Annotated in this window: 14 protein-coding genes and 1 pseudogene; 6 read left to right on the forward strand and 9 right to left on the reverse strand. The window is 47.7% G+C overall.

All coding sequences use genetic code 11. The annotated features are described in order from the left end of the window. Positions 1 to 170: 170 nt before the first annotated feature. Positions 171 to 578, reverse strand: a complete 408-nt coding sequence (locus U5K77_00750; GenBank protein MDZ7744279.1) for a hypothetical protein — start codon at positions 576 to 578, stop codon at positions 171 to 173. Between the two features lie 489 nt (positions 579 to 1,067). On the opposite strand from U5K77_00750, the gene U5K77_00755 reads away from it, so the two are divergent. Then, on the forward strand, positions 1,068 to 1,979 hold the full coding sequence (locus U5K77_00755; GenBank protein MDZ7744280.1) for a DUF1566 domain-containing protein: 912 nt from the start codon (positions 1,068 to 1,070) through the stop codon (positions 1,977 to 1,979). Positions 1,980 to 2,026: 47 nt separating this feature from the next. Here the strand turns inward: U5K77_00755 and U5K77_00760 are convergent, their stop codons facing one another. Beyond that, on the reverse strand, positions 2,027 to 2,848 hold the full coding sequence (locus U5K77_00760; GenBank protein ID MDZ7744281.1) for a DUF1566 domain-containing protein: 822 nt from the start codon (positions 2,846 to 2,848) through the stop codon (positions 2,027 to 2,029). 460 nt (positions 2,849 to 3,308) lie between these two features. Here U5K77_00760 and U5K77_00765 point away from each other — a divergent pair. The 4 genes and pseudogenes from U5K77_00765 to prmC all read left to right on the forward strand — a co-directional run bounded on the left by U5K77_00765 (position 3,309) and on the right by prmC (position 6,028). Continuing rightward, a pseudogene (locus U5K77_00765) lies at positions 3,309 to 3,548 on the forward strand (type B 50S ribosomal protein L31). A gap of 311 nt (positions 3,549 to 3,859) precedes the next feature. Beyond that, entirely contained in the window at positions 3,860 to 4,915 is a 1,056-nt protein-coding gene (gene prfA, locus U5K77_00770; GenBank protein ID MDZ7744282.1) for a peptide chain release factor 1, read from the forward strand. A 27-nt stretch (positions 4,916 to 4,942) separates the two neighbouring features. Next, on the forward strand, positions 4,943 to 5,185 hold the full coding sequence (locus U5K77_00775) for a hypothetical protein (GenBank protein MDZ7744283.1): 243 nt from the start codon (positions 4,943 to 4,945) through the stop codon (positions 5,183 to 5,185). A 9-nt stretch (positions 5,186 to 5,194) separates the two neighbouring features. Further along, on the forward strand, positions 5,195 to 6,028 hold the full coding sequence (prmC, locus tag U5K77_00780; GenBank protein MDZ7744284.1) for a peptide chain release factor N(5)-glutamine methyltransferase: 834 nt from the start codon (positions 5,195 to 5,197) through the stop codon (positions 6,026 to 6,028). Here prmC and U5K77_00785 read toward each other — a convergent pair. Genes U5K77_00785 through U5K77_00795 form a run of 3 tightly spaced genes read right to left on the reverse strand, consistent with a single transcriptional unit; the run spans position 6,025 to position 9,601 of the window. Further along, the gene (locus U5K77_00785; GenBank protein ID MDZ7744285.1) at positions 6,025 to 7,206 is read right to left on the reverse strand and encodes a trypsin-like peptidase domain-containing protein; all 1,182 of its coding nucleotides are present in this window, start codon (positions 7,204 to 7,206) and stop codon (positions 6,025 to 6,027) included. The two genes, prmC and U5K77_00785, sit on opposite strands and share 4 nt — an antisense overlap. A 30-nt stretch (positions 7,207 to 7,236) precedes the next feature. Next, a complete protein-coding gene (locus U5K77_00790; protein MDZ7744286.1) occupies positions 7,237 to 7,986 on the reverse strand; it encodes a hypothetical protein in 750 nt (249 codons plus the stop codon). Next, a complete protein-coding gene (locus U5K77_00795; GenBank protein MDZ7744287.1) occupies positions 7,961 to 9,601 on the reverse strand; it encodes an LCP family protein in 1,641 nt (546 codons plus the stop codon). The genes U5K77_00790 and U5K77_00795 overlap by 26 nt, the downstream gene beginning before the upstream one ends. A gap of 87 nt (positions 9,602 to 9,688) precedes the next feature. Between U5K77_00795 and lepB the strand changes: the two genes are divergently transcribed. Beyond that, on the forward strand, positions 9,689 to 10,372 hold the full coding sequence (gene lepB / locus U5K77_00800) for a signal peptidase I (protein MDZ7744288.1): 684 nt from the start codon (positions 9,689 to 9,691) through the stop codon (positions 10,370 to 10,372). A 28-nt stretch (positions 10,373 to 10,400) separates the two neighbouring features. Here the strand turns inward: lepB and U5K77_00805 are convergent, their stop codons facing one another. The 4 genes from U5K77_00805 to U5K77_00820 form a co-directional block, all read right to left on the reverse strand. Then, complete coding sequence (locus tag U5K77_00805; protein ID MDZ7744289.1) at positions 10,401 to 11,267, reverse strand: ParB/RepB/Spo0J family partition protein; 867 nt, start codon at positions 11,265 to 11,267, stop codon at positions 10,401 to 10,403. Then, a complete protein-coding gene (locus tag U5K77_00810) occupies positions 11,264 to 12,025 on the reverse strand; it encodes an AAA family ATPase (GenBank protein ID MDZ7744290.1) in 762 nt (253 codons plus the stop codon). Before U5K77_00810 ends, U5K77_00805 begins: the two co-directional genes overlap by 4 nt. Positions 12,026 to 12,245: 220 nt before the next feature. Next, the gene (locus U5K77_00815) at positions 12,246 to 12,989 is read right to left on the reverse strand and encodes a hypothetical protein (protein MDZ7744291.1); all 744 of its coding nucleotides are present in this window, start codon (positions 12,987 to 12,989) and stop codon (positions 12,246 to 12,248) included. 39 nt (positions 12,990 to 13,028) lie between these two features. Then, entirely contained in the window at positions 13,029 to 19,769 is a 6,741-nt protein-coding gene (locus U5K77_00820) for a PA14 domain-containing protein (GenBank protein ID MDZ7744292.1), read from the reverse strand. Between the last annotated feature and the right edge of the window lie 19 nt (positions 19,770 to 19,788).

Consider the following 19,788-nt stretch of genomic DNA (forward strand, 5'->3'; position numbering starts at 1 on the left):
TGATTCTTGACCTTCATTTGGGTGCCTTTGCTGCCCTGCACGGGTAAAGCCAAGGAGAACCACTATCCCAAACTGCTTAATTTGTAGTGACCCAATACTACCAGATAAGCATCAGGGACGCAAGCGGCATTCGTAGCTGTTTATCGGAAGACAAACCATCGTTTTGTTTTTCACAATTTTGGTAACGGAACACCGGTCTGCTTGCTCACTTGGCGTGCCCACTCAAACAGAGCCTCCATTTGACGCTCAAGTTCAACTTTATCTTTGGCGGTCAGCACTTTTTTAGCCTGGATTTTGGTGATAATACTATAAATTTCTTTGATGTCACTCTCTACACCCAGCAACCTATTGTCAATATTCGTCAACTTAGCATTCATCTCACGCATCTCGGCATGCAATGAGACGTTGTCGTTTTCTAGCCTGGTAAGCCGCCCGTCAATTTGCTCAAACCGCCGGTCTACTTGCTCGAACCGTTGGTCCACTTGGTCGAAACGCTTGTCCACAAGCGAAGCTAGGCTTTGGATAGCCTGCGCTATATCATCAATATCGGTCGGCTTATTAGAACGCTCCTTAGTCATGTCTCTAGTATACATATACCCGGTGCCAAGATACTACTTTATTAGAAATAAAAATCTCATTTATCCACATTCAAACAAGCAACAACCGTCAATCGCTTGAATGAAACTACACAGGTACTTAATACGATCAAATACTTTCAATTTATTGACGGCCGTCAATAAATTGAAAGTATTTTTTATTTGTGGTTGTTGGTATTGGTGTCAGGAGTAGTTTGTGTGAGTGACTAAGACAACTAGTGGTAGCGGAGGGGGCAGAATGTGCGGGGTGCGCTTGTCTGTCAATATGGCGGTCTCGGGCTTTGTAGTAATGCTGCGAAGATAGCTCGTACTTAATTGAGAGCAAATCTTAAACGCGCCACTCGACTGGCGCGTTTATTTTACTCCTTGATTACTAAAAAATTTAGTTAGGTAGTACGGTGTTATTAATAAAGTTTTGACATGCAATTAAGGTAATTTATTGTGTTACAATAACCCCAAAGGACAAGCGTGATGTTGAGCCAGAAATCAAAACCAACATTTGTATCATTCAGGCGGGCTCTAAAGGGTATCTATAGACCGGGGTTAGTATTGCTGGGTCTGGTGTTTTGCGCTGGTTTATGGCCAGGTGTAGCCTTGGCTCAACTCACCCCACCCAGCGGCCCAAATAGCCCTAGTTCGCAGCGTCCGACACTAAGCCAAGTCTACGATAAGCTAACGACTGGCTCTGCCTCGCCAACCCAATCCGGATTCGTCGGACCAACCAGCGGACCAAGTAGCACTACCATGCATAGCCTCAATGACTTAATGGCTCTCATGCCAGAAGTAGATGACACCAATTGCGCTCAGCCAAGTGACGTGATAGACGGCCAGACTTATTGGGGGTTATGTAGCACAGATTGGGGGCCACAGGTAGGGACGGCGAGTAGTGTGAATGATGATTGGCCAATTCGGTTAGCCGCTACAGGAAGCAGCAACAGTTTTGCCACTGGAGATGACGGTGATTTACAAATCGGGGTAACTACCAGTCCACGCTTTACAGATAACGGTGACGGTACAGTTACCGACAACATTACCGATCTTATATGGCTTCAAGATGCAAACTGCAATGGCGGAAGAACTTGGTCAACGGCTGTTTCAGACGCGAACAATCTAGCAAATGGTAGCTGTGGGCTCACTGATGGGAGTAGTGCCGGCGATTGGCGACTACCAAATGTTCGGGAGCTATACAGCGTTCTCGACTTCGGACACTATAATCCAAGCATTGTGAGTGGCCATCCATTTACAAACTTACAAACCGACAGCTACTGGACTTCTACTACGCGCGCACCTAATACTTCCGATGCATGGCGTACAAGTATTACTTCAGGTGGGGTGGGTGCTAGGGATAAATCCTTGGGTGCTTTTGTCTGGCCAGTTCGATAAAAATCAAATTTTTTTATATAGTTACCCCTACTGATACGAGGTTAGGTTTACCTTACAGGAAGTACGTAGTTAGTGCTGGTTTTGGCAACAATTGGCGTGTAACCATCGCTGAAGCCAACGAGTAGAGCATTGTTTGCTCCAAAACTAACCGATGTCCAGTAATGTTGGCCAGATGCTACACTAGCAAATGGGTGACCTGAAGGTAACGGAGGATTCCACCTACTATAGTCAATCAAGCTTGTTAACTCGTATATATTAGGGAGTCTCCAGTCTCCAGCAACTGAACCATCACTGAGGCTGCAGGAACCACTCGCTAGGTTGTTGGCGTCATTGATTGCAGTTGCCCAATCTCTTGTACCAAAACAATTAGCATGACGTAACCAAACTAAACCAGTTAGGTTGTCAGTTATCGTACCGTCGCCATTATCAGTAAAGCGTGGGCTGGTGGTTTCTCCTCTTTCTAAATCTCCGTCATCTCCAGTAGCATAACTGGTGGTTTGTCCGGTAGCAGCAAGCTTAACCGGCGTAAACGCTTCAATAGTCCCCGCTTCACACAAACTCCAGTATGTTTTTCCGGACGTTACCTGGTTGCTCTCAGCGCAATCCTGATCGGCCTCTGGCAGCAGGCCGAATAACTCATCTAAGCTGCACATTGGGGTGGTGTCACCCGGGCCGGTGGTTGGTTCGGTGAAGGTTGCGACCATAGTACCGGCGGCTCCGGTTTGTAGGCGGTTGCATAAGTCATCTAGGGTGTAGCTTTGGCTGGATGGGTCGGTTGGTGGAGCTGGTGGGTTTAGGCTGGCAAACACGGCACCGCCAATACCAAGCAGTAGTACGGCAATCAGGATAGGGACTACTCGCTCTCCCATGAAGCTAAGTGTCTTTTTGATAGCTGTGGCTAGTGTTTGTATTAACCGTTTGATAGTGGCTCCACTGTCTTGCTGTCTTACTCTCTTGCCTACTTGCTTATGGTAGGTAGTATAGCAGAGGGAAGGGCTAGGGTGTAGGGGTTAGGGTGAAGACAGGGTGAAGGGTACAGGGTGAAGGGTTTAGGGTTTAGGGTTGTGTGGGGGTATGGGGTTTAGGAGTTAGCAGAAGCCCCTGGTTACGAAAACACACAACTACTCGCATGTTTGGTAGACTCTGCTTCTTTTTGCGCTGCACCCTACACTACACCCTGCACCCTATACCCTACATATGTTGACAACAACCTAACAGGGGTGTACACTGCACCGGTCTAAATTTATACAATGACGGTCGACTGCAGTTACGGCTCACTGCTAACCGGCCTAGTAATTAAGTAGCAATTAAGCAGCCAGGGATTTATAAATGAAAAAAGATTTACACCCCAAGGACTACCGCCCGGTCGTCTTTCAGGATTTATCAAATGGATGGTCGTTTTTGACACGATCCACTGCCCCAACCGAAGAAACCACTAAATGGGAAGATGGCAAAGAATACCCTCTGATTAAAGTGCACATTAGCAGCGCTTCTCACCCATTCTTTACTGGTCAAGAAAAACTACTCGACGTCGAAGGTCGTGTAGACAAGTTCAAAGCTCGTTTTGCTGCCGCTAAAGACCGCCAGGAAGCTATGAAAAAAGCTGCTACCAAAGCAAAAACTCGCGCCGAAAAGAAAGAAGCTGAGAAGGAAGAGGCTGAAGAAACTACCGAAAAATAGTTGGTAGTGGACAGTAAAAGGTCGACATAGATAGCGAGTAGCGTTTAGCGCACAGGGATGAGTCAATAGTTCAGTGATTTAATTTTGAGCTGGCCGTCAAAAAAACACCCCCTATTCCTCCCCCTTCCACCCTAACCCCTAAACGCTATACCCTAGCCACCCACTAGACCCTGGCCCCTAAACCCTATACCCTATTCAATATGGATCAAAAAGAACAACAACTACGAGCCGAGCTAGAAGAATCACGGGACAAGCTAACTGACCCGGAAATTTTTAGTGACCCAAAGTATCCAAAACTAGCTAAGCGCCAAAAGCACCTGGAAGACGTTCTTGCCCTGTTCGATGAGCGCAACCAGCTCACTGAGGCTCACGCACAAGCCACCGACATGGCCAGCGGCTCCGACCCAGAACTGGCGGAACTTGCTAAAAATGAACTTATGGAGCTGGAGCCTAAGTTGGCCAAAAACCAGGAAAAGTTAACTGAAGCACTCACTCCCAAAGACCCCAATGATGATAAAGACATTATTATTGAAATCAGAGCGGCAGCCGGTGGCGATGAAGCCAGCCTGTTTGCTGGCGAGTTATACCGTATGTACGTACGCTGGGCAGAAAATCATAATTATAAAACCGAGCTCATTAGCGAAAGCCCGTCGGACGCCGGCGGCTATAAAGAGATTGTCTTTAGTGTCCGCGGCGAGGAACCCTACCGCATGCTCAAATTTGAAGCTGGTGTACACCGAGTACAGCGCATCCCAGTAACTGAAAGTCAGGGTCGTGTACACACCAGCACCGTGACGGTAGCCGTTATGCCCGAAGCCGAAGAAACTGATGTAGAGATAAATGAGGCTGATCTTAGAGTTGATGTCTACCGCAGCGGTGGCAAAGGCGGCCAAAGCGTCAACACCACCGATTCCGCGGTTCGTATCACACACATACCATCCGGGTTGGTTGTTGCTAACCAAGACGAAAAATCGCAGATTAAAAACAAAGCCAAAGCGATAAATGTGCTGCGCGCCCGTTTGCTCCAGGCAAAAATTGATGAGGAACATCAGCAGCTATCCGATGCCCGCAAAAAACTAATCGGCAGCGGCGCGCGCAGCGAAAAGATCCGCACCTACAATTTCCCTCAGGATCGCATCACCGACCATCGCATCGGCTACTCACGCAGTAACATCCCTGCCGCCCTCAGCGGAGACATAGACGATCTGATTGAGCGGCTACATGCCGCCGAACACGAGCTTTTGAGTTCGGAATAAACCAGCTGTGGGTGGTACAATGGACTCATGAGCGAAGACCAATTTACCAAACTATTCAAAGAGGTTCAGAAGGTCAATACTAGACTGGAAGCTCACGCAGAAGAGTCCAGACAACAACACCTGGAGATTAATGGTGCTATAGGTGATTTGGCTGGACAGATAAAAGATTATCACCAAGAAACGATATTGCTCGCGCGCAAGGTAGACCGCCTGGAGCGTTGGATTCACGAAATCGCCAAGCAAACCGGTGTCAAGCTATCTGAAATTTAGATTTAGACCTTGAAAACAAACGCTTTTTTAAACTCAGCCCAAGAGAAATTGAACAACAACGGCATTGCCACTGCCCGATTGGACTGTTTAATTTTGTTAGAGGATGCAACTAACCAGAGTCGCTCGTGGCTGTTGGCACATCCAGAATATGAGTTGAAAAGTTATAAAGTTGAAAAGTTGAAAGATCAGATTGAGCGACGCGCCAACCATGAGCCCTTGGCATACATACGCGGTAAGTCAGAATTTTATGGCCGCGAGTTTATTATTAACTCGCACACCCTACAGCCTAGACCAGAGACCGAAACGATGCTTGAACTATTGTTCAAGCAAGTTGAAAGTAAAAAGTTAAAAGTAAAAAGTATTGTAGATGTAGGGACTGGCAGTGGATGTATTGCGATTACCGCTAAACTGGAAATGCCAGAGCTCGAGGTGTACGCGACTGATATCGATGAAAATTGCATAAAGACTGCCAGGCAAAATGCAAATAGCCTAGGTGCGGATATAAAGCTCCTCCACGGCAACCTCATAGAGCCAATGTTCAAACTTCAAACTTCAAACTTCAAACCATGCATAGTTGTAGCGAATCTGCCCTACGTTCCTGATAATCACACGATCAACCAGGCAGCCATGCACGAACCCAGACACGCTATTTTTGGCGGATCTGACGGACTAGACCTATACCGCGAGCTGTTTGACCAGCTTCAATCGCTGCCAAACCAACCAGCATTTATACTAACCGAAGCTTTGCCTCCGCAACATAAAACACTTCAAAATATAGCCAAAACTGCCGGCTATAACCTGCAGCAAACTCAGGATTTTATACAACTATTTAAGCAAGACTAGTTTTGCGGGAACTCGCCAAGCCTCACACTAATTGATTGTTCTTGACCATCACGAATTATGGTAAGCGTAACTTGTTCGCCGACTTGCAAACGGCCTATCAAAGACGCCAAACTATTGCTCCCGTCAATCTCCTCACTGCCGACATGAGTAATGATATCGCCTTCTTGCAAACCAGCTTCATCGGCCGGACTGTCGGCCATAACAGATGACGGTTCGCCTTCTTCAGCCGGCACAATATAAGCGCCGCTGGTTACGTCTAAATCAAACTGTTCCGCCAACCCTTCGTTTAGCTGCACATACCGCACGCCAATATAGGGGCGTTGCAACTCCCCTTCATTTAAGACGCTGGATATAAGCCCTTTTACATCGTCAATTGGTATGGAGAACCCGATACCCTCAGTTCCGTCGCCTCGCGCTACTGCTGTATTCACACCTATGACTTCACCTTTGAAGTTCACCAGAGGACCGCCAGAATTTCCCTGATTTATGGCTGCATCTGTCTGGAATAAATTCTGCAGCGTGTCAGCTCCACGGCTGCCACCCGCTCGAACATTCCGACCAAAACCGGATATAATCCCTGATGTCACAGTATTTTGAAATTGCCCAAGCGCATTGCCGATAGCAATTACCCTATCACCTACCTGCACTTCGCCAGAATTACCTAGTTCAACTGGTTTTAGTTGATTGCCGCGTGCGTCATTAATTTTTAAAAATGCAATGTCCAGCGGGTCATTAGCACCCGTCCGGCCAATCACCTCCACATCATCGAGCTCTGTTCCGTCCGATAACGTCAAACTAACCTCAGCAGTTCCTTCTGGTACAACGTGCCGATTAGTCAATACCGTGCCATCTTCACTAATAATAAACCCGCTCCCTGCGCCGGCTTGCTGCCTGGTTGATGGCCCAAAAAATCCTAGTGAAGTTTGTTCAGTCACTACATGCACCGAGACAATGCTTTCGCCGACTTCGTCAACGATTTCACTGATTGCCTGTCCCTCGTTTACAACTACTTCTTGTGCTGTCTGTGTCTCCTGATGCTGGCGGCTGCCAGAGGCCAACCACCCGCCCAAAAAACCAGCCGATGTACTCAGCAAAAACACTAGCCCAACTAGTGCCAACTTGGCTCGATCAAAATTCAACATAAATTGTCTTGGTTCAGAACCCTTTGATTGCTTCATAAACCCCCTTTTAAAACCGCGTATCATTTGCTATATCGCTTTGTCGCCCCAGTCAGAAAACGCCAAAACAACCACCACAATAGCTACCATTATAAACATGAATTGCCGTCTTAGTAAGATGGACAACCTGTCAGTCTGCTCCAAATAATACAACCCCGCCAAACCGAACCCAAGAACCGTCAATAATAAGGCTGGCTGCGGCAAAAAATTATAAAACAACAACCAGTGACTCAGGATCCATACCAACGCAGCACAAAAATACCCCCAAGTGTGCGCATATAATGGCGTATGTCGTTCATCAAAACTGGTAAAGAAATGTCGCGCGCAGACGTAGCCGACCACTCCTGCCGACAAAACCATAACTCCAGTCGGCGCCGACCCCCATACCGAGAAAATTGCAATTAAACCAAAGGTGTGGGCAACAAATGCTTGCAGACTTACGGATAAAATATCCGCTTTTGGTTTTAAGACAATCAGCCATATTCCGTATAGCAGGGCAAACAAGGCCTGCATACCACTGCTACCGGTTTGTGTCATGAACCCTAAAATCGCCAATCCTACAATAATATCTACCGCGTTAGCGCGAATATTTGGCCACCAGTGACGCGGCTGTACGGCCAGCATCCGCCACTTGGCAAGCAATACAACCGCCAGTGCAAGCATGACCAAGCCCCACTGCATTAAAACGTACATAACAACCGGTATCAGTATGTTGAACGCAACATACAGTACATGGGCGAACCCACCGCGCGGTTTAATTTTGGAGGCGATTTTGTTCATTAGCTCCCAGTAGTATAACAAAGTCTACGTCACCTGGGTCAAAGTCCTCGTCCGGTAATTTATCAAGCACATCAACCCCGAACCGCTCCTCCAAATAACCCAGGGTATACTCATTCTCCCCATCGCTCAAATCTACAATAACCGTCTCTGTTAAATCTGACCTTGTGTAAAACTCTATTTCATCTATAGTGTAGCCGCGAGCTTTTAAGTCCTCTGTGGAGCGAGTCGCTAGCCCAGGTATACCGGCGGCATTATAAACAGCAATCTTGGCATCTTCGCTTTTTAGGTAACCGTCTCGTAATTCAAACCGTAAGAATTCTTGAATATCGTCGTAGTTACCTAGACCGGCACGAGGTACCACTACTGACAAACCGCCTATGTTATCGGTTGTCAAATAATCGTTTGGAGGCCCGGCCAGACCGATCGATTTAATGTCGTCAGGCTGCACAGCACTGGCATACTCATATAGTTTGGCTAATTCATCGACACCGGTAAAGCTCGTCCGCACATGGTCGCCAAGCGCATCCATAAGCTGCGTCATCCGTACCGGATTAGCATACGTACCAGCTGAAGATATTTTCCTACCAAGCGCAACCAACAGAATCCGTTGACGCTCGGATCTATCAAAATCACCCCGCGGGCTTGTTTTTCGGCTACGAGCAAACGCCAACGCTTTTTGCCCGTCAAACGTTTGATTGCCGGACGCTACGTCCAACAAATAGGGACGGCCGTTTATCAGCATATGTTCGTAAACAGCCAGTTCCTCAGGTACATCAACTTCCACCCCGCCAACTATATCGATAGCCCTTTCAAACCCCTTAAAATCAATAATCACATGGTAATGAATCGGTACTCCGGTTACTTCACTTACCTTAGACCGCGCAGCCTCAAGACCAATTTCTGCTGCCCGCTCTTCTTCATTGCCCTCTTTCATAGCCGCCATTTTGGCATTTGCAAACACTGCATTGATTTTTGTATACCCTCCATAAGGTCCAGCCTGGACATACAAATCCCTCGGAATGCTCACCAATGCACCCTCATCATTGACCGGATCAAGGCTAGCAATCAAAATCGTGTCCGTCAGATCGGGTCCTTCTTGTCCATCACCACCTTTACCCATCATCAGTACGTTAATACGGCCATCCTTGGCGATGTTTTCTTCCAGAACCGACACACCACCACTAAATGTTTGTTGTGCATTCAAAAATGCTCGTCCAAACAAATACCCCGCCGACACGAGGCTGACCAAGAACACAGCGGTGACCATTTTCATCATGACGCGAGACGCCGAAAATCGCTTGGCTCGTTTTGGTTTTTTGATTTTGTGCGGCTTTTCCTCATGTGATTTAGTTTTATCTTGATTGAAAGGTGAATTTGCCGGACTATCCGGTTGTGGGGTCGTATTCCGGGTACCCAGTCCCGCTTGGCTGACCGGATTAAATCCTTCAGCTTGCTTGAAATCGTCCAGCCTATGCCGGCTCATGGAAGGTGTTCGGTTACGATGCGGTGCAAACGGGTTACTTTGATCGCGTCTTTGAGTATCGTCAATAAGACCGTCAACTGACTTACGGCGATGCCTATCTGAAGGAATTTTATAGCGATGATGTTGGTTCATAAATGCTTATGCTAAAGTATACGTTTGCGACCCTGTTTCGTAAACCGTGCATATCCACCAAATGTGCGGTATAGTTGTAGTCTGAATATGCAACAGACACCTATCATACCACAACCGCAGGCTGATTCTGAATCGTCGCATCCGCCTTCTTTTCACAGCCCACCAATTGAGCCGCCCAAACCGGTTAAACCTAGCAAAAAACAACGCCTCAAATCAGCACTGTCTACCATTAGCATCCTTTTGATAGCTCCCATAGTCGCCCTGTTGCTGACCGCCTTCGTGTTCCAATCCTATCAAGTAGATGGGCCAAGCATGGAAACCAGCCTGTACCACGGAGACCGCTTAATTGTACTAAAAACCGCTAAAACCTGGGCTGACCTAAGAGATCAAGACTTCCTACCTGAGCGCAGCGATATAATTGTGTTCAATCGAACGGTGGACAACAATGCACATCAAAATAGACAACTCATCAAGCGAGTAATCGGACTGCCTGGTGATCGAGTCGTGGTACGCGACAATAAGCTTACTGTTTTTAACGCTGACTTTCCGGCTGGATTCAATCCAGATCGAGCTGGAGGCTATCAAGATTATGTGTCGCCCACTACTCCGGGAAACGTAGACATAACTGTACCCGACAATGAACTGTTTGTTTTAGGTGATAACCGGCCAAATTCACTTGATTCCCGCTCGTTTGGTACGATATCGTCCGACGAGGTTATAGGTACGCTTGTGTTTCGAGCCTATCCGTTCCGCGAAGCCAGAACATTTTAGGGTGCTTATATTAATAGCTATTATATAACTACTGGCTGGTTAATGTTTTAACGATACGTCGTAAATCATCGTCGTTTTTAAAGTGAATCTCCAGCCTGCCGCCTTTGGCGGTATGTTTGAGCGTTACATCGGTTTTAAGTTTACTGCCAATCCGTTTTGTCTCCGGTGTGGTTGTAGAAACGCGCTTTACGGCCGCTTTCTGTGAACCGGCACTATTGCGGCTGCCCACAACATACTGCTCAGCCTGACGCACCGACCAACCATTTTTTAAAATCAGCTCTAGCAATTTCTGTTGTTTTACCGTGTCGGGCTTAAGTGCCAAAATTGCACGGGCATGACCTTCAGTAATTTTTTGTTGAGCCAACGCATCGCGCGCTTTTTCAGGCAACTGTAACAGTCGCACAATATTATTTATGGTGGTAGCAGCTTTACCAAGCCGGCTGGCTATGTCTTTATAGTTCATATTGAACTGCTGATGCAGTCTTTCTATCGAGACTGCTTGCTCTAACGGTGACAAATCAACTCTCTGTACATTTTCTATAAGTGCTACTTCTAGCTTCTCAAGCTCTGCGGCGTTTCTAATAACTGCTGGCACCCTGTCCAGCCCAGCAAGTTTAGCAGCTCGCCAGCGTCGTTCACCGGCAACTATTGAATACTTATTGTGTTCAATAGGGGTTACTATCAGAGGCTGCACAATACCGTAACGTTTTATTGAATCTGCTAACTCTTCTAGTGCAGTCTCGTCAAAATGTGATCGCGGCTGATTTTTGTCCGGCGAAATATCAGCAATGAGTATATTTTGTATTCGTTCGCCTTCATTTATAAGGTTCTGGGTATCCAGACCTTTTGGTATAAGCGAATCGAATCCACGGCCTAATCCGGTTTTAGCGCTCATGCTACTGCCCTTTTTATTATTTCTTTTGTAAGCTGCTTGTAAGCACGAGCCCCGCGTGACCATTTATCATGATCGGCAATTGTTTTGCCATAACTTGGTGCTTCAGCTAAACGGACATTTCTCGGAACCACTGTACTTAAAACTTTATCTCCAAAATGCTTTTTTAGTTCAGCTTCAACTTGACCGGACAAACTCGTACGTGCATCATACATTGTGAGCACCACACCAAGTATTGAAAGATTATGATTTAGCCCATGCCTTACTTGGTCTATAACGCTAAGCAACTGGCTTAAACCTTCCAACGCATAATACTCGGCTTGAACCGGAATCAATACACTATCGGCAGCAGTTAACGCATTGACCGTAAGTAACCCAAGCGATGGCGGACAATCTATCAATATATAATCATGGCTACATTTTTCGATTGCTCGTTTTAATAATGTCTCGCGGCTCAGCGTACCGACCATATCAACTTCTGCTGCAGCTAAGTTCGCGTTACTCGGCAGTACAAACAACCCATCGGTTTCAGTCTCAAGTATGGTTGACGCGGCATCCGCATTATCAAACAATACATCATATAAGGTTGAGCCGAGCGAATGTTTATCCAAGCCAAGTCCACTTGTAGCATTACCTTGAGGATCAGCGTCAACCACCAAAACTGTCTTGCCAGCTTTAGCTAGATAAGCCGCGACATTAATAGCCGTCGTAGTCTTGCCGACTCCACCCTTCTGGTTAATAACCGCAATAGTATGACTCATGTATATGTTGTACCCCTATTACATCTAGATTACCACTATTACCTCACCCAGTAAACGCCGTAAAAATATCATTTTAGACCGTTTTTAAATGATTAGCTATTGGTCTCACGCCAAAAAACCGCACGTCGTAAAATACTACATACTCTCATCAACTACCGCATATATGTCAACATATTGACATATTTTGTTAAACTAGCCGTATAATACTAGCCTTTTTAGGTTATTCTATTGTTTCCAGAAAGTCTTTCCATTTGTCCTCTGGGATCTCACGCTGGGAGTGGGCGAAGATCAATATCCCTTCCCTGACCATGATTGCTGTCTGTGGGCCGTTGGTACTTTTCCCGACAAAGGCCATCCCGTCAGATAGTTCAATTTGCTCAGTTGCAAAGATATCGCCCGCTAACTTCTTGAGGCCTTCTTGCGGGTTAGTAGAGAAGTTTTCTGGCATTTCTTGCTGGCTAACAGTTACAGCGACGTCGTCAACTCTACTCGTAAAGCTCGCCACCTTCTTGTCGCTATCATAGCGGAGCCCACTTAGCACTGCGCCGCTATCGCTTGGTGGTAGTAGAGTTGCAAACGGTGGAACTTGAGCGCTATCAGATAACACACCACCCTGTTGCTCTTCTACTTCTGTGCCATTTCTCGTCAGAGACAACGCCACTGCTCCTACTAAGACTAGGGCTACTACCCCTGTACCAGCTGTCGCCAACTTGATTTGCTTGCGGTTTAGCCGAGGAGGCCTCAACTTCGGTAGGGTCTTAGGAAAAAACTGCTTTATTATTGACTCTTTTTTACCGCCCGGCTTGGGTGGTGCGACAGCTTGGGCATCTTTAGCTAACCGGCTGCGGATGTAATCGTAGGTCTCCGGTTTTGCTGGTGCGTTTTGTTCAACTCCGGCACGCTGCTGTAGCGCTCGCAACTCGGGGTCGTCGTCTAGCCAAAAATCGTCTTTGTTGTTACCCATATTTATTCCAAGCTTACCATAAAACCGCTTAATCGTGCTCTAGAATGGCGTATCCAGCGGCTGTTGCTCACCGCCAGTAAACGTTTTGCCGTGCCGTAAACGTTTAGACGGGTCAGATGTAAAGAATAGTGACAAGTCGTTTAGTGTAGGACCCCTGGTTACATCGTCTGGGTAACCGTATGTCTGCGAGCTATCTATGGTGATCGTAAAGTAAAAATATCTAGCAAAGTCAGTATCCGTACCCGTACCGTCTAGCGGAACAAAATCTTCCGGATTGCCAAGTGTCACATCACCAAAATCAGTAGCAACACCCCAACTGTTATTGCTCGCTGTCGATGAACGATAGATAGTTTGCCAACGAGCACCAATCGAGTTATCAACTCCGTTCATGAGCCATTTAGTCGGAAAAACATTGGTGTCTGTGTCTATCAACCGCGAATACCGTGCCACCTGTGGTTGTGATTGCAAAGTAGCCGTGTAGTGCTGATTAGACGACAGGATAGTTGTGCCTGAGCTCGAAACTTCTCCGTCAATAGTAATGGAATCAATCCCAAAATCGTTATGCCAAATATCGCCCGTACTACCGAGTGTAACAAGCAGGCGCAACTCCGTGGAGCTATCGCTAACGACGGAGGACAGGTCAAACGATTCCTGATTCCACTGCTGTGTCCCACCAGTAGCAACATCCGGGCCACCCGACCCATACGTGGCCTGTGTTGTCCAGCCTCCACCATTTTCATTTGTTTGTATCTGCACAGTTGCTAGGTTGCTATTGCCACGCTGGTTCCAATAGAATTCAATGTCCCAGTTGTGTGTTTCCGCATTGAGTGTCTTATTAAAGGTCATATGAAAAGTATCCCCGCCTGCAGCTGGAGATGAAGCCTCTGTGTATACATAACCGTCAGGATTACCTCCTTGTCCTGAAGTCGGACCAACATCCACGGACGGAGTATCGTTGGTATCATGCGACCATGCTCGGTTAGTGCCTGATGAGTTTAAACCGTCGGTTCCATTATCAGAAACAAACGTCCATGCACCTTCGTCACCGTCGTTGTCTGCATCAAATGTGTATGTACCGTATGTCACGCTCTGTTGTATACAACCGCCTCCTAACATGTATAGCTTCCCTTCATCATAGGTGACTGCAGAACCGTAGCGTTCACCCTCATACTCAACGTTAGTTTGATACCATTCACCGATACCCGTCGGCTCATTGCCTGTCGCTATAGTAGTATTTGCACTAATAGGTGACACATAGGTGTTGTTTGTGCAGACATTTGCACTGGAGCGCCCGCCAACGATATACATAAATCCGTTAGCTGCAAACCCGTCTGCGCCGCTCACCGCTTGCGTTAAGTTTGTAGTAAACGACCAAGGATCAAGCGTCCCATCCGCGTTTATTTGCGTATATTGCACATCACTAAAATAGTTCGTACCATCATCCCCGCCTATAATGTATAAGTTATTCGCGTACGCGATGGTTGTAAGACCACTTCTAGCTACATCAAACGTATTTGCTTCGGTTGTCCATGTGCTTGCGATGTCACCGCCACTATTAAGCTGGGGCGAAACATAAACTGAGTCGCTTGCATTTCCAGTATTGTCTATACCGCCAGTAATATACAGACGATTATTCCATTGGGCAGCACCAAGCTGTGAACGTGCGCCAGGCAAGCCATTTGTAGCAGCAGACCACGATGATATATCACCAGATGAAGGAGTGGCATAATACACCGATGATTGTGGATCTCCAAGTGAGTCTATCTCCTCTGGGGAGGAGTAATACGTATTAGAGATTGGACGATCTTGGACATTCCCAGGTCGAGTCCAGCCAATTGATATATTGTCTCCGACACTACCCTCTTTGTAGTTTGCTTCAATATAATAAGGCACGCCGGCTGTTAGAGTTACTGGCGAAGATTCTTGGGATCCATACTTAGTCCATTCATTCGGGTTTGTCCAGCCGGTAACAGACGCAATTACGCTAACATTGTCGGGGTTTAAATCCGTACTTAACCGTAATTCAGAACTATCGTCACTAGCTATCCAAAACGTATAATCGCCTGTGGTAGGCGGACATATAATTGCAGACAGCCGTCCGCCGAAATTATCTGCGATATTTGTCGGTCCCGCCAGATCGGAGCCGCTTAGCGTTTGTGTAGAATCTGGATTATCCGGAAAGCTTGGTTCGTTATACAAATCTGAAACAGCCGTCCCGCCGCCAATATCATTCCAGCGCTCAAATCGAGAATTTCCCGTGGTATTTCCACTACAGCTATCATCTCTACCGCCAACGTAGTACAGCGACCCCCCTGCCGACTCAAGCTGCCCCCAGGCTCGCCCTTCAGGTAAAGAACCGGTTGAGTCAGACCAACTCCCTATAGTACCATCCGGGCTAAGTTGGGCATATTGAACGTTATCTGTCGCCGCACTACCAGGGGTAGTACCACCCGCTGCGTAAATATAACCACCCAGTACAGTGGCACTAGCTCCTATACGGCTATTAGCGGTAGCAAAATCTCCAGTGGATTCGGTATAGTCAGCAGTTGCTCCGGAGTTATTATTATAAATTTGGAATGTCTGTAGTGATGGCTCAAAGCTACTACAGCCACCAGGGCTAGCACCAACATTACAGCCACCGATCACGTAAGCATACGAGTTTGACACAACCATACTAAGACCCCAGCGTTGGTTAATCGTAACTACCGATTTATTGAACGTCCCAATAGAACCGTCACTAACATTGACTTTAGCAAACTCGATATCCGGAATAATTGTCCCTCCGCCACCGTCCTCGTATCCTCCAACGGCATATAAGTAGCCGTTGTAGCCAAAGGCGTAGCCGCGCCGGCGCCCAATAGACAGTGTGTTTGGAGACTCAATCCAGCCAGAACCAGACACCGCCACAACGTCATTATTATCATCAAACTGGGCATATAAGACCGTGTCTTTGTCCACTTCTGTATCACTCACACCACCAATCAAGTATATATAGTTTGCATACACCGTACCTGAATGAATACCCAAACCCTGGCTGCCACCAGTGCTTGGATCGGAGTCCATCTGTAACTGACCAGCGGTCGAACAGCTAGCAATAGCACCACCTGTTTGAATATTGCATTTATATATACCGGTGCTGTACGTCGTGCAACCCGCCTGCGTGCTGTCTGTGCACCCCCCAAAGATAAATAGATTGCCCGGATTAGAGCCAGCTGAATCTGGGTTAGCCCTTGCATATGCGAAAGTATACGAAACATTCGCAGCCCCAGTACCAGTTAACGATTGAGATGCCCAGGCGCCTGATAAACTCCCGTCATCATTAACCGTGTTTCTAAATATCGTATTAGTGTTGCCACCGCCATCAAGCCCGCCCACAACGTAAATGCGGCTTTCAAACACTGCCACACCGGCGGCAGCGACACCTGTGGTGCCATTTATCCGGTTTGTGCTATCGACACACCAAGAACCATATGATGACCCACTGCATGTAGCTGGCTCCCGAAGCGTTCCATCTGGGCCAATAGAGACATATGCTATATTCCCAGATACATCACTTGCACCAGGCGTAGATCCGTCACATGTGTAGTCCACGCAGCCGCCAATCACATATAGATACCCGTTAAGGACTACGCTCACGCTCAACATATGACCAATCTGCCCCACAGCGTCACCAGGTGGCGGCAAGTCACAATCATACGGGTCACCACCCGTACAATTACCTGAACCGCTCGCTTCTGTAATACTTACTGTCGAGGCATCACCGTCCTGGTTGATATCACCGTAAATCATAGACGACGCTGCTGTCGTGCAACTCCCATCAACGGTACTCTGCACCATACAGCCTGATACGCCATACAATGTATTCCGCCACGATACAAACCCATACCCCTGCCGCGTGTCCGTTACATTTAGGATGGTATTCCAATCCGTCAAACTACCATCAGCATTGATACTTGCCAGCTGAATATCATCCCGGGTGCTCGTACAGTAACCGCTACCGTTTGTCACCGAGCAACCTCCTGCTATATAAATATAGCCGCCCCATATGGTACTAAAGTTGCCGCCCCACGCCATGCGCGACGTACCAAATCCGTTGGTCTCTACCCAATCGTTCATTGTGCCATTACTATTGAGTCTTGTGTAATACACGCTATCTTGCAGCGTGCCGCTACTATTACCCCCGAGCAGATACATACGGTCGTTATAGACCTCTACTGAGTGGTTATGACGCGCATTCGGCAACGATGTCATGCCCGCAGAAGTCCAACTACTGAGCGTACCATTAGGGTTAATATCGGCAAATTCAACAGTACTCACGCCACCACTCGCTGCATCTGTCTGACCACCGAGCAAATATATGCGGTTGTTGTAGGCTTTGGCGGCCGCAAATGTCCGTTCGCTGCTTAGACTAGTGTCCACATACCAGTGTTCCCAGTTATCCGGATCTGTGTCTGTGGGATGCCACAAGCTAGGCTCGCCATTGGCACCTAACTTTGCAATATAAACAGTGTCGGTGCGGGTATCGCTGCCATCTTGACCACCAAATGCATAAAGAAAACCGTTATACGCGACGACTGATAATGCAGACCTTGGAGCTGGCAAGTTATATGCCGGATCGGTACACCACCCACTGCAAGCTCCTTCACCAGGATTTGGACTTTCTACTATACCTGTAACTGGATTGAATTTGGCCCAATAGACATTAGATTCACTTGCGCCTGTACTTACGCCTGATGAATATTGAATAACGACTAAGCCAGATTCACCATCACTACCAGTGCTGCCAGACCCACCGCCTGACCCACCTATACCTGAGCCGTCCTGCAAAGCGTCACCATTATTTCCTGGAGTAGTACCACTACCAGCCGTATTGGTAGTACTTGAACCAGTAGTGTAGCTAGAGCCACCACCGCCACCACCGCCACCAGCATCTCCACTTGCAGATGCTGATCCACCGCCGCCTCCATATCGCCCGGAACCGCCGCCGCCGCCGCCAGCAACTCCAAGCCCAATATCAGCAAGACCGCCATCACCACCACTTGTTACACCACCATTTCCTGTGCTTCCGTCATCACCTTGACCAGTACGCCCATCAGCGCCATCACCACCTGTCTCACTACTTCCAGCAGATCCGTCATTAAGCCCCCCTGTCCCGGCACTACCACCAGATGACGGGGTGCCGCCGCCACCACCACCAGCAGATGAAGAGTTGCCACCACCTATACCATTTGTGCCTCCTCCGGCGCCTCCGTTACCCCCAGCCGTACCAGAGGAGTTATCGCCACCACCACCGCCGGCGCCACCAGCACCGATAATCAGAGGAGTGGAACTCCGATATACACCACTATAACCACCGCCACCACCACCATCCCCAGAGTAGGTTCTCGCTATGCCGCCGTCACCACCACCACCAACGCGCACATTTAACGTTTCACTGGGGGTTACCGAAACAGTCGACCTAGCAAAACCACCACCGCCGCCATTACCACCTGCACTTGCGCTACCACCGCCGCCACCGCCACCGCCGCCACCCCATGTGCTAATAGTCACTTCTGTAATACCGGTTGGAACCTCGAAATCAAAACTACCAGGGTTGGTATAAGAACTAGCGCTCAGACCGGTTGTTCCTTTGCCACCAATAACATATATATAACCACCAGCAACTGCCGTACCAGCCGCCCATCGCTCCTCATCAAGAGGCATGGTGTTTTGCCATTCGTCAAAACGTGCGCCAGTAGTGCTACCTTTCTGGATAAGCTCGTTGTCTACATTGAAGTCTATGTTTGTTTCATTGTTGCCACGCATCAGCTTACTAGCGGTTTCGATGTATACACTCGGGTCAATACTAATTGGGTAGGTTGCAGTTTGGAGTTCGCTGGCGATAATCTTAAGTTCATTGCCACGGAGCTCAAACCGGGCTTGCGCCGGGCTAAGTTCTCGCTTGCCTTCTAAAATAAACGGCGCCGGGATACGAAACAATAACTGCTCTTTGTTGGCATTTTCTCTAGCATTTTTTAATAGTTCTGCATCCTTTTCAGAACTTGTGCTGACTTTACCAAGCAGTGTTGGGTCGGCACCATATACACCGATAGACCCATCATTTTCTAGGCGCATCTGAGTACCTTCCGGCAAACCAACGTCATAATCAAACGTCATAGTGTCACCCTGGTGGGTATGCAATATGATGTCCTCTTTTATGGCGCTCCCTTTTAATGTATAGACTTTGTGGGCATCCATTCCTTTAAGCGGATACACCACTTGGTTTACGTCTTTGCGCGGCATCCCGAGGCCAAACTTGGGCGTAAAGGTTATAGATACTTCATTCACCGGGTCGGTAATTGATGTGCCTTTTTGGGGATCGAGTGGCAAGGTTGCTATGAACTTCGGTGTACCGCTTTGCCCAACAGACGAACCAACAAACGGAGCGTAGCCTTTGTTGTATTCATACACACCGTTTTCTTCGTCCAGCTGGAGTTTCTCGCCATAACTTTCGACGGGGTCATCCAGCAGCGCACGAGCGTTGGCAGCAAGTTCATAGCTAGCGTCTTGTATGCGTGGGTTGATTAGTCCAAAGAACACGCTGAGCAGTATGAGCAACGCAAGCAATACGTAGCCGATACGTCGCAGTAGTGTGCGCTTCTTAAAGTATTGATCTATGCGGTAGATGTCGCGGGGGACTTTTTGCCACATCAACACTCCCACCTCTTTGCGCCAACTGGAAATATGACGAAAGCTGCGGGCAAAAAACTTGTTTTGGAACGGATTATTTCTTTTACCCATATACCTACACTCGCACCGT

Source organism: Candidatus Saccharibacteria bacterium, from assembly GCA_034521515.1.
Taxonomy (GTDB): Bacteria; Patescibacteriota; Saccharimonadia; order Saccharimonadales; family JAXHMH01; genus JAXHMH01.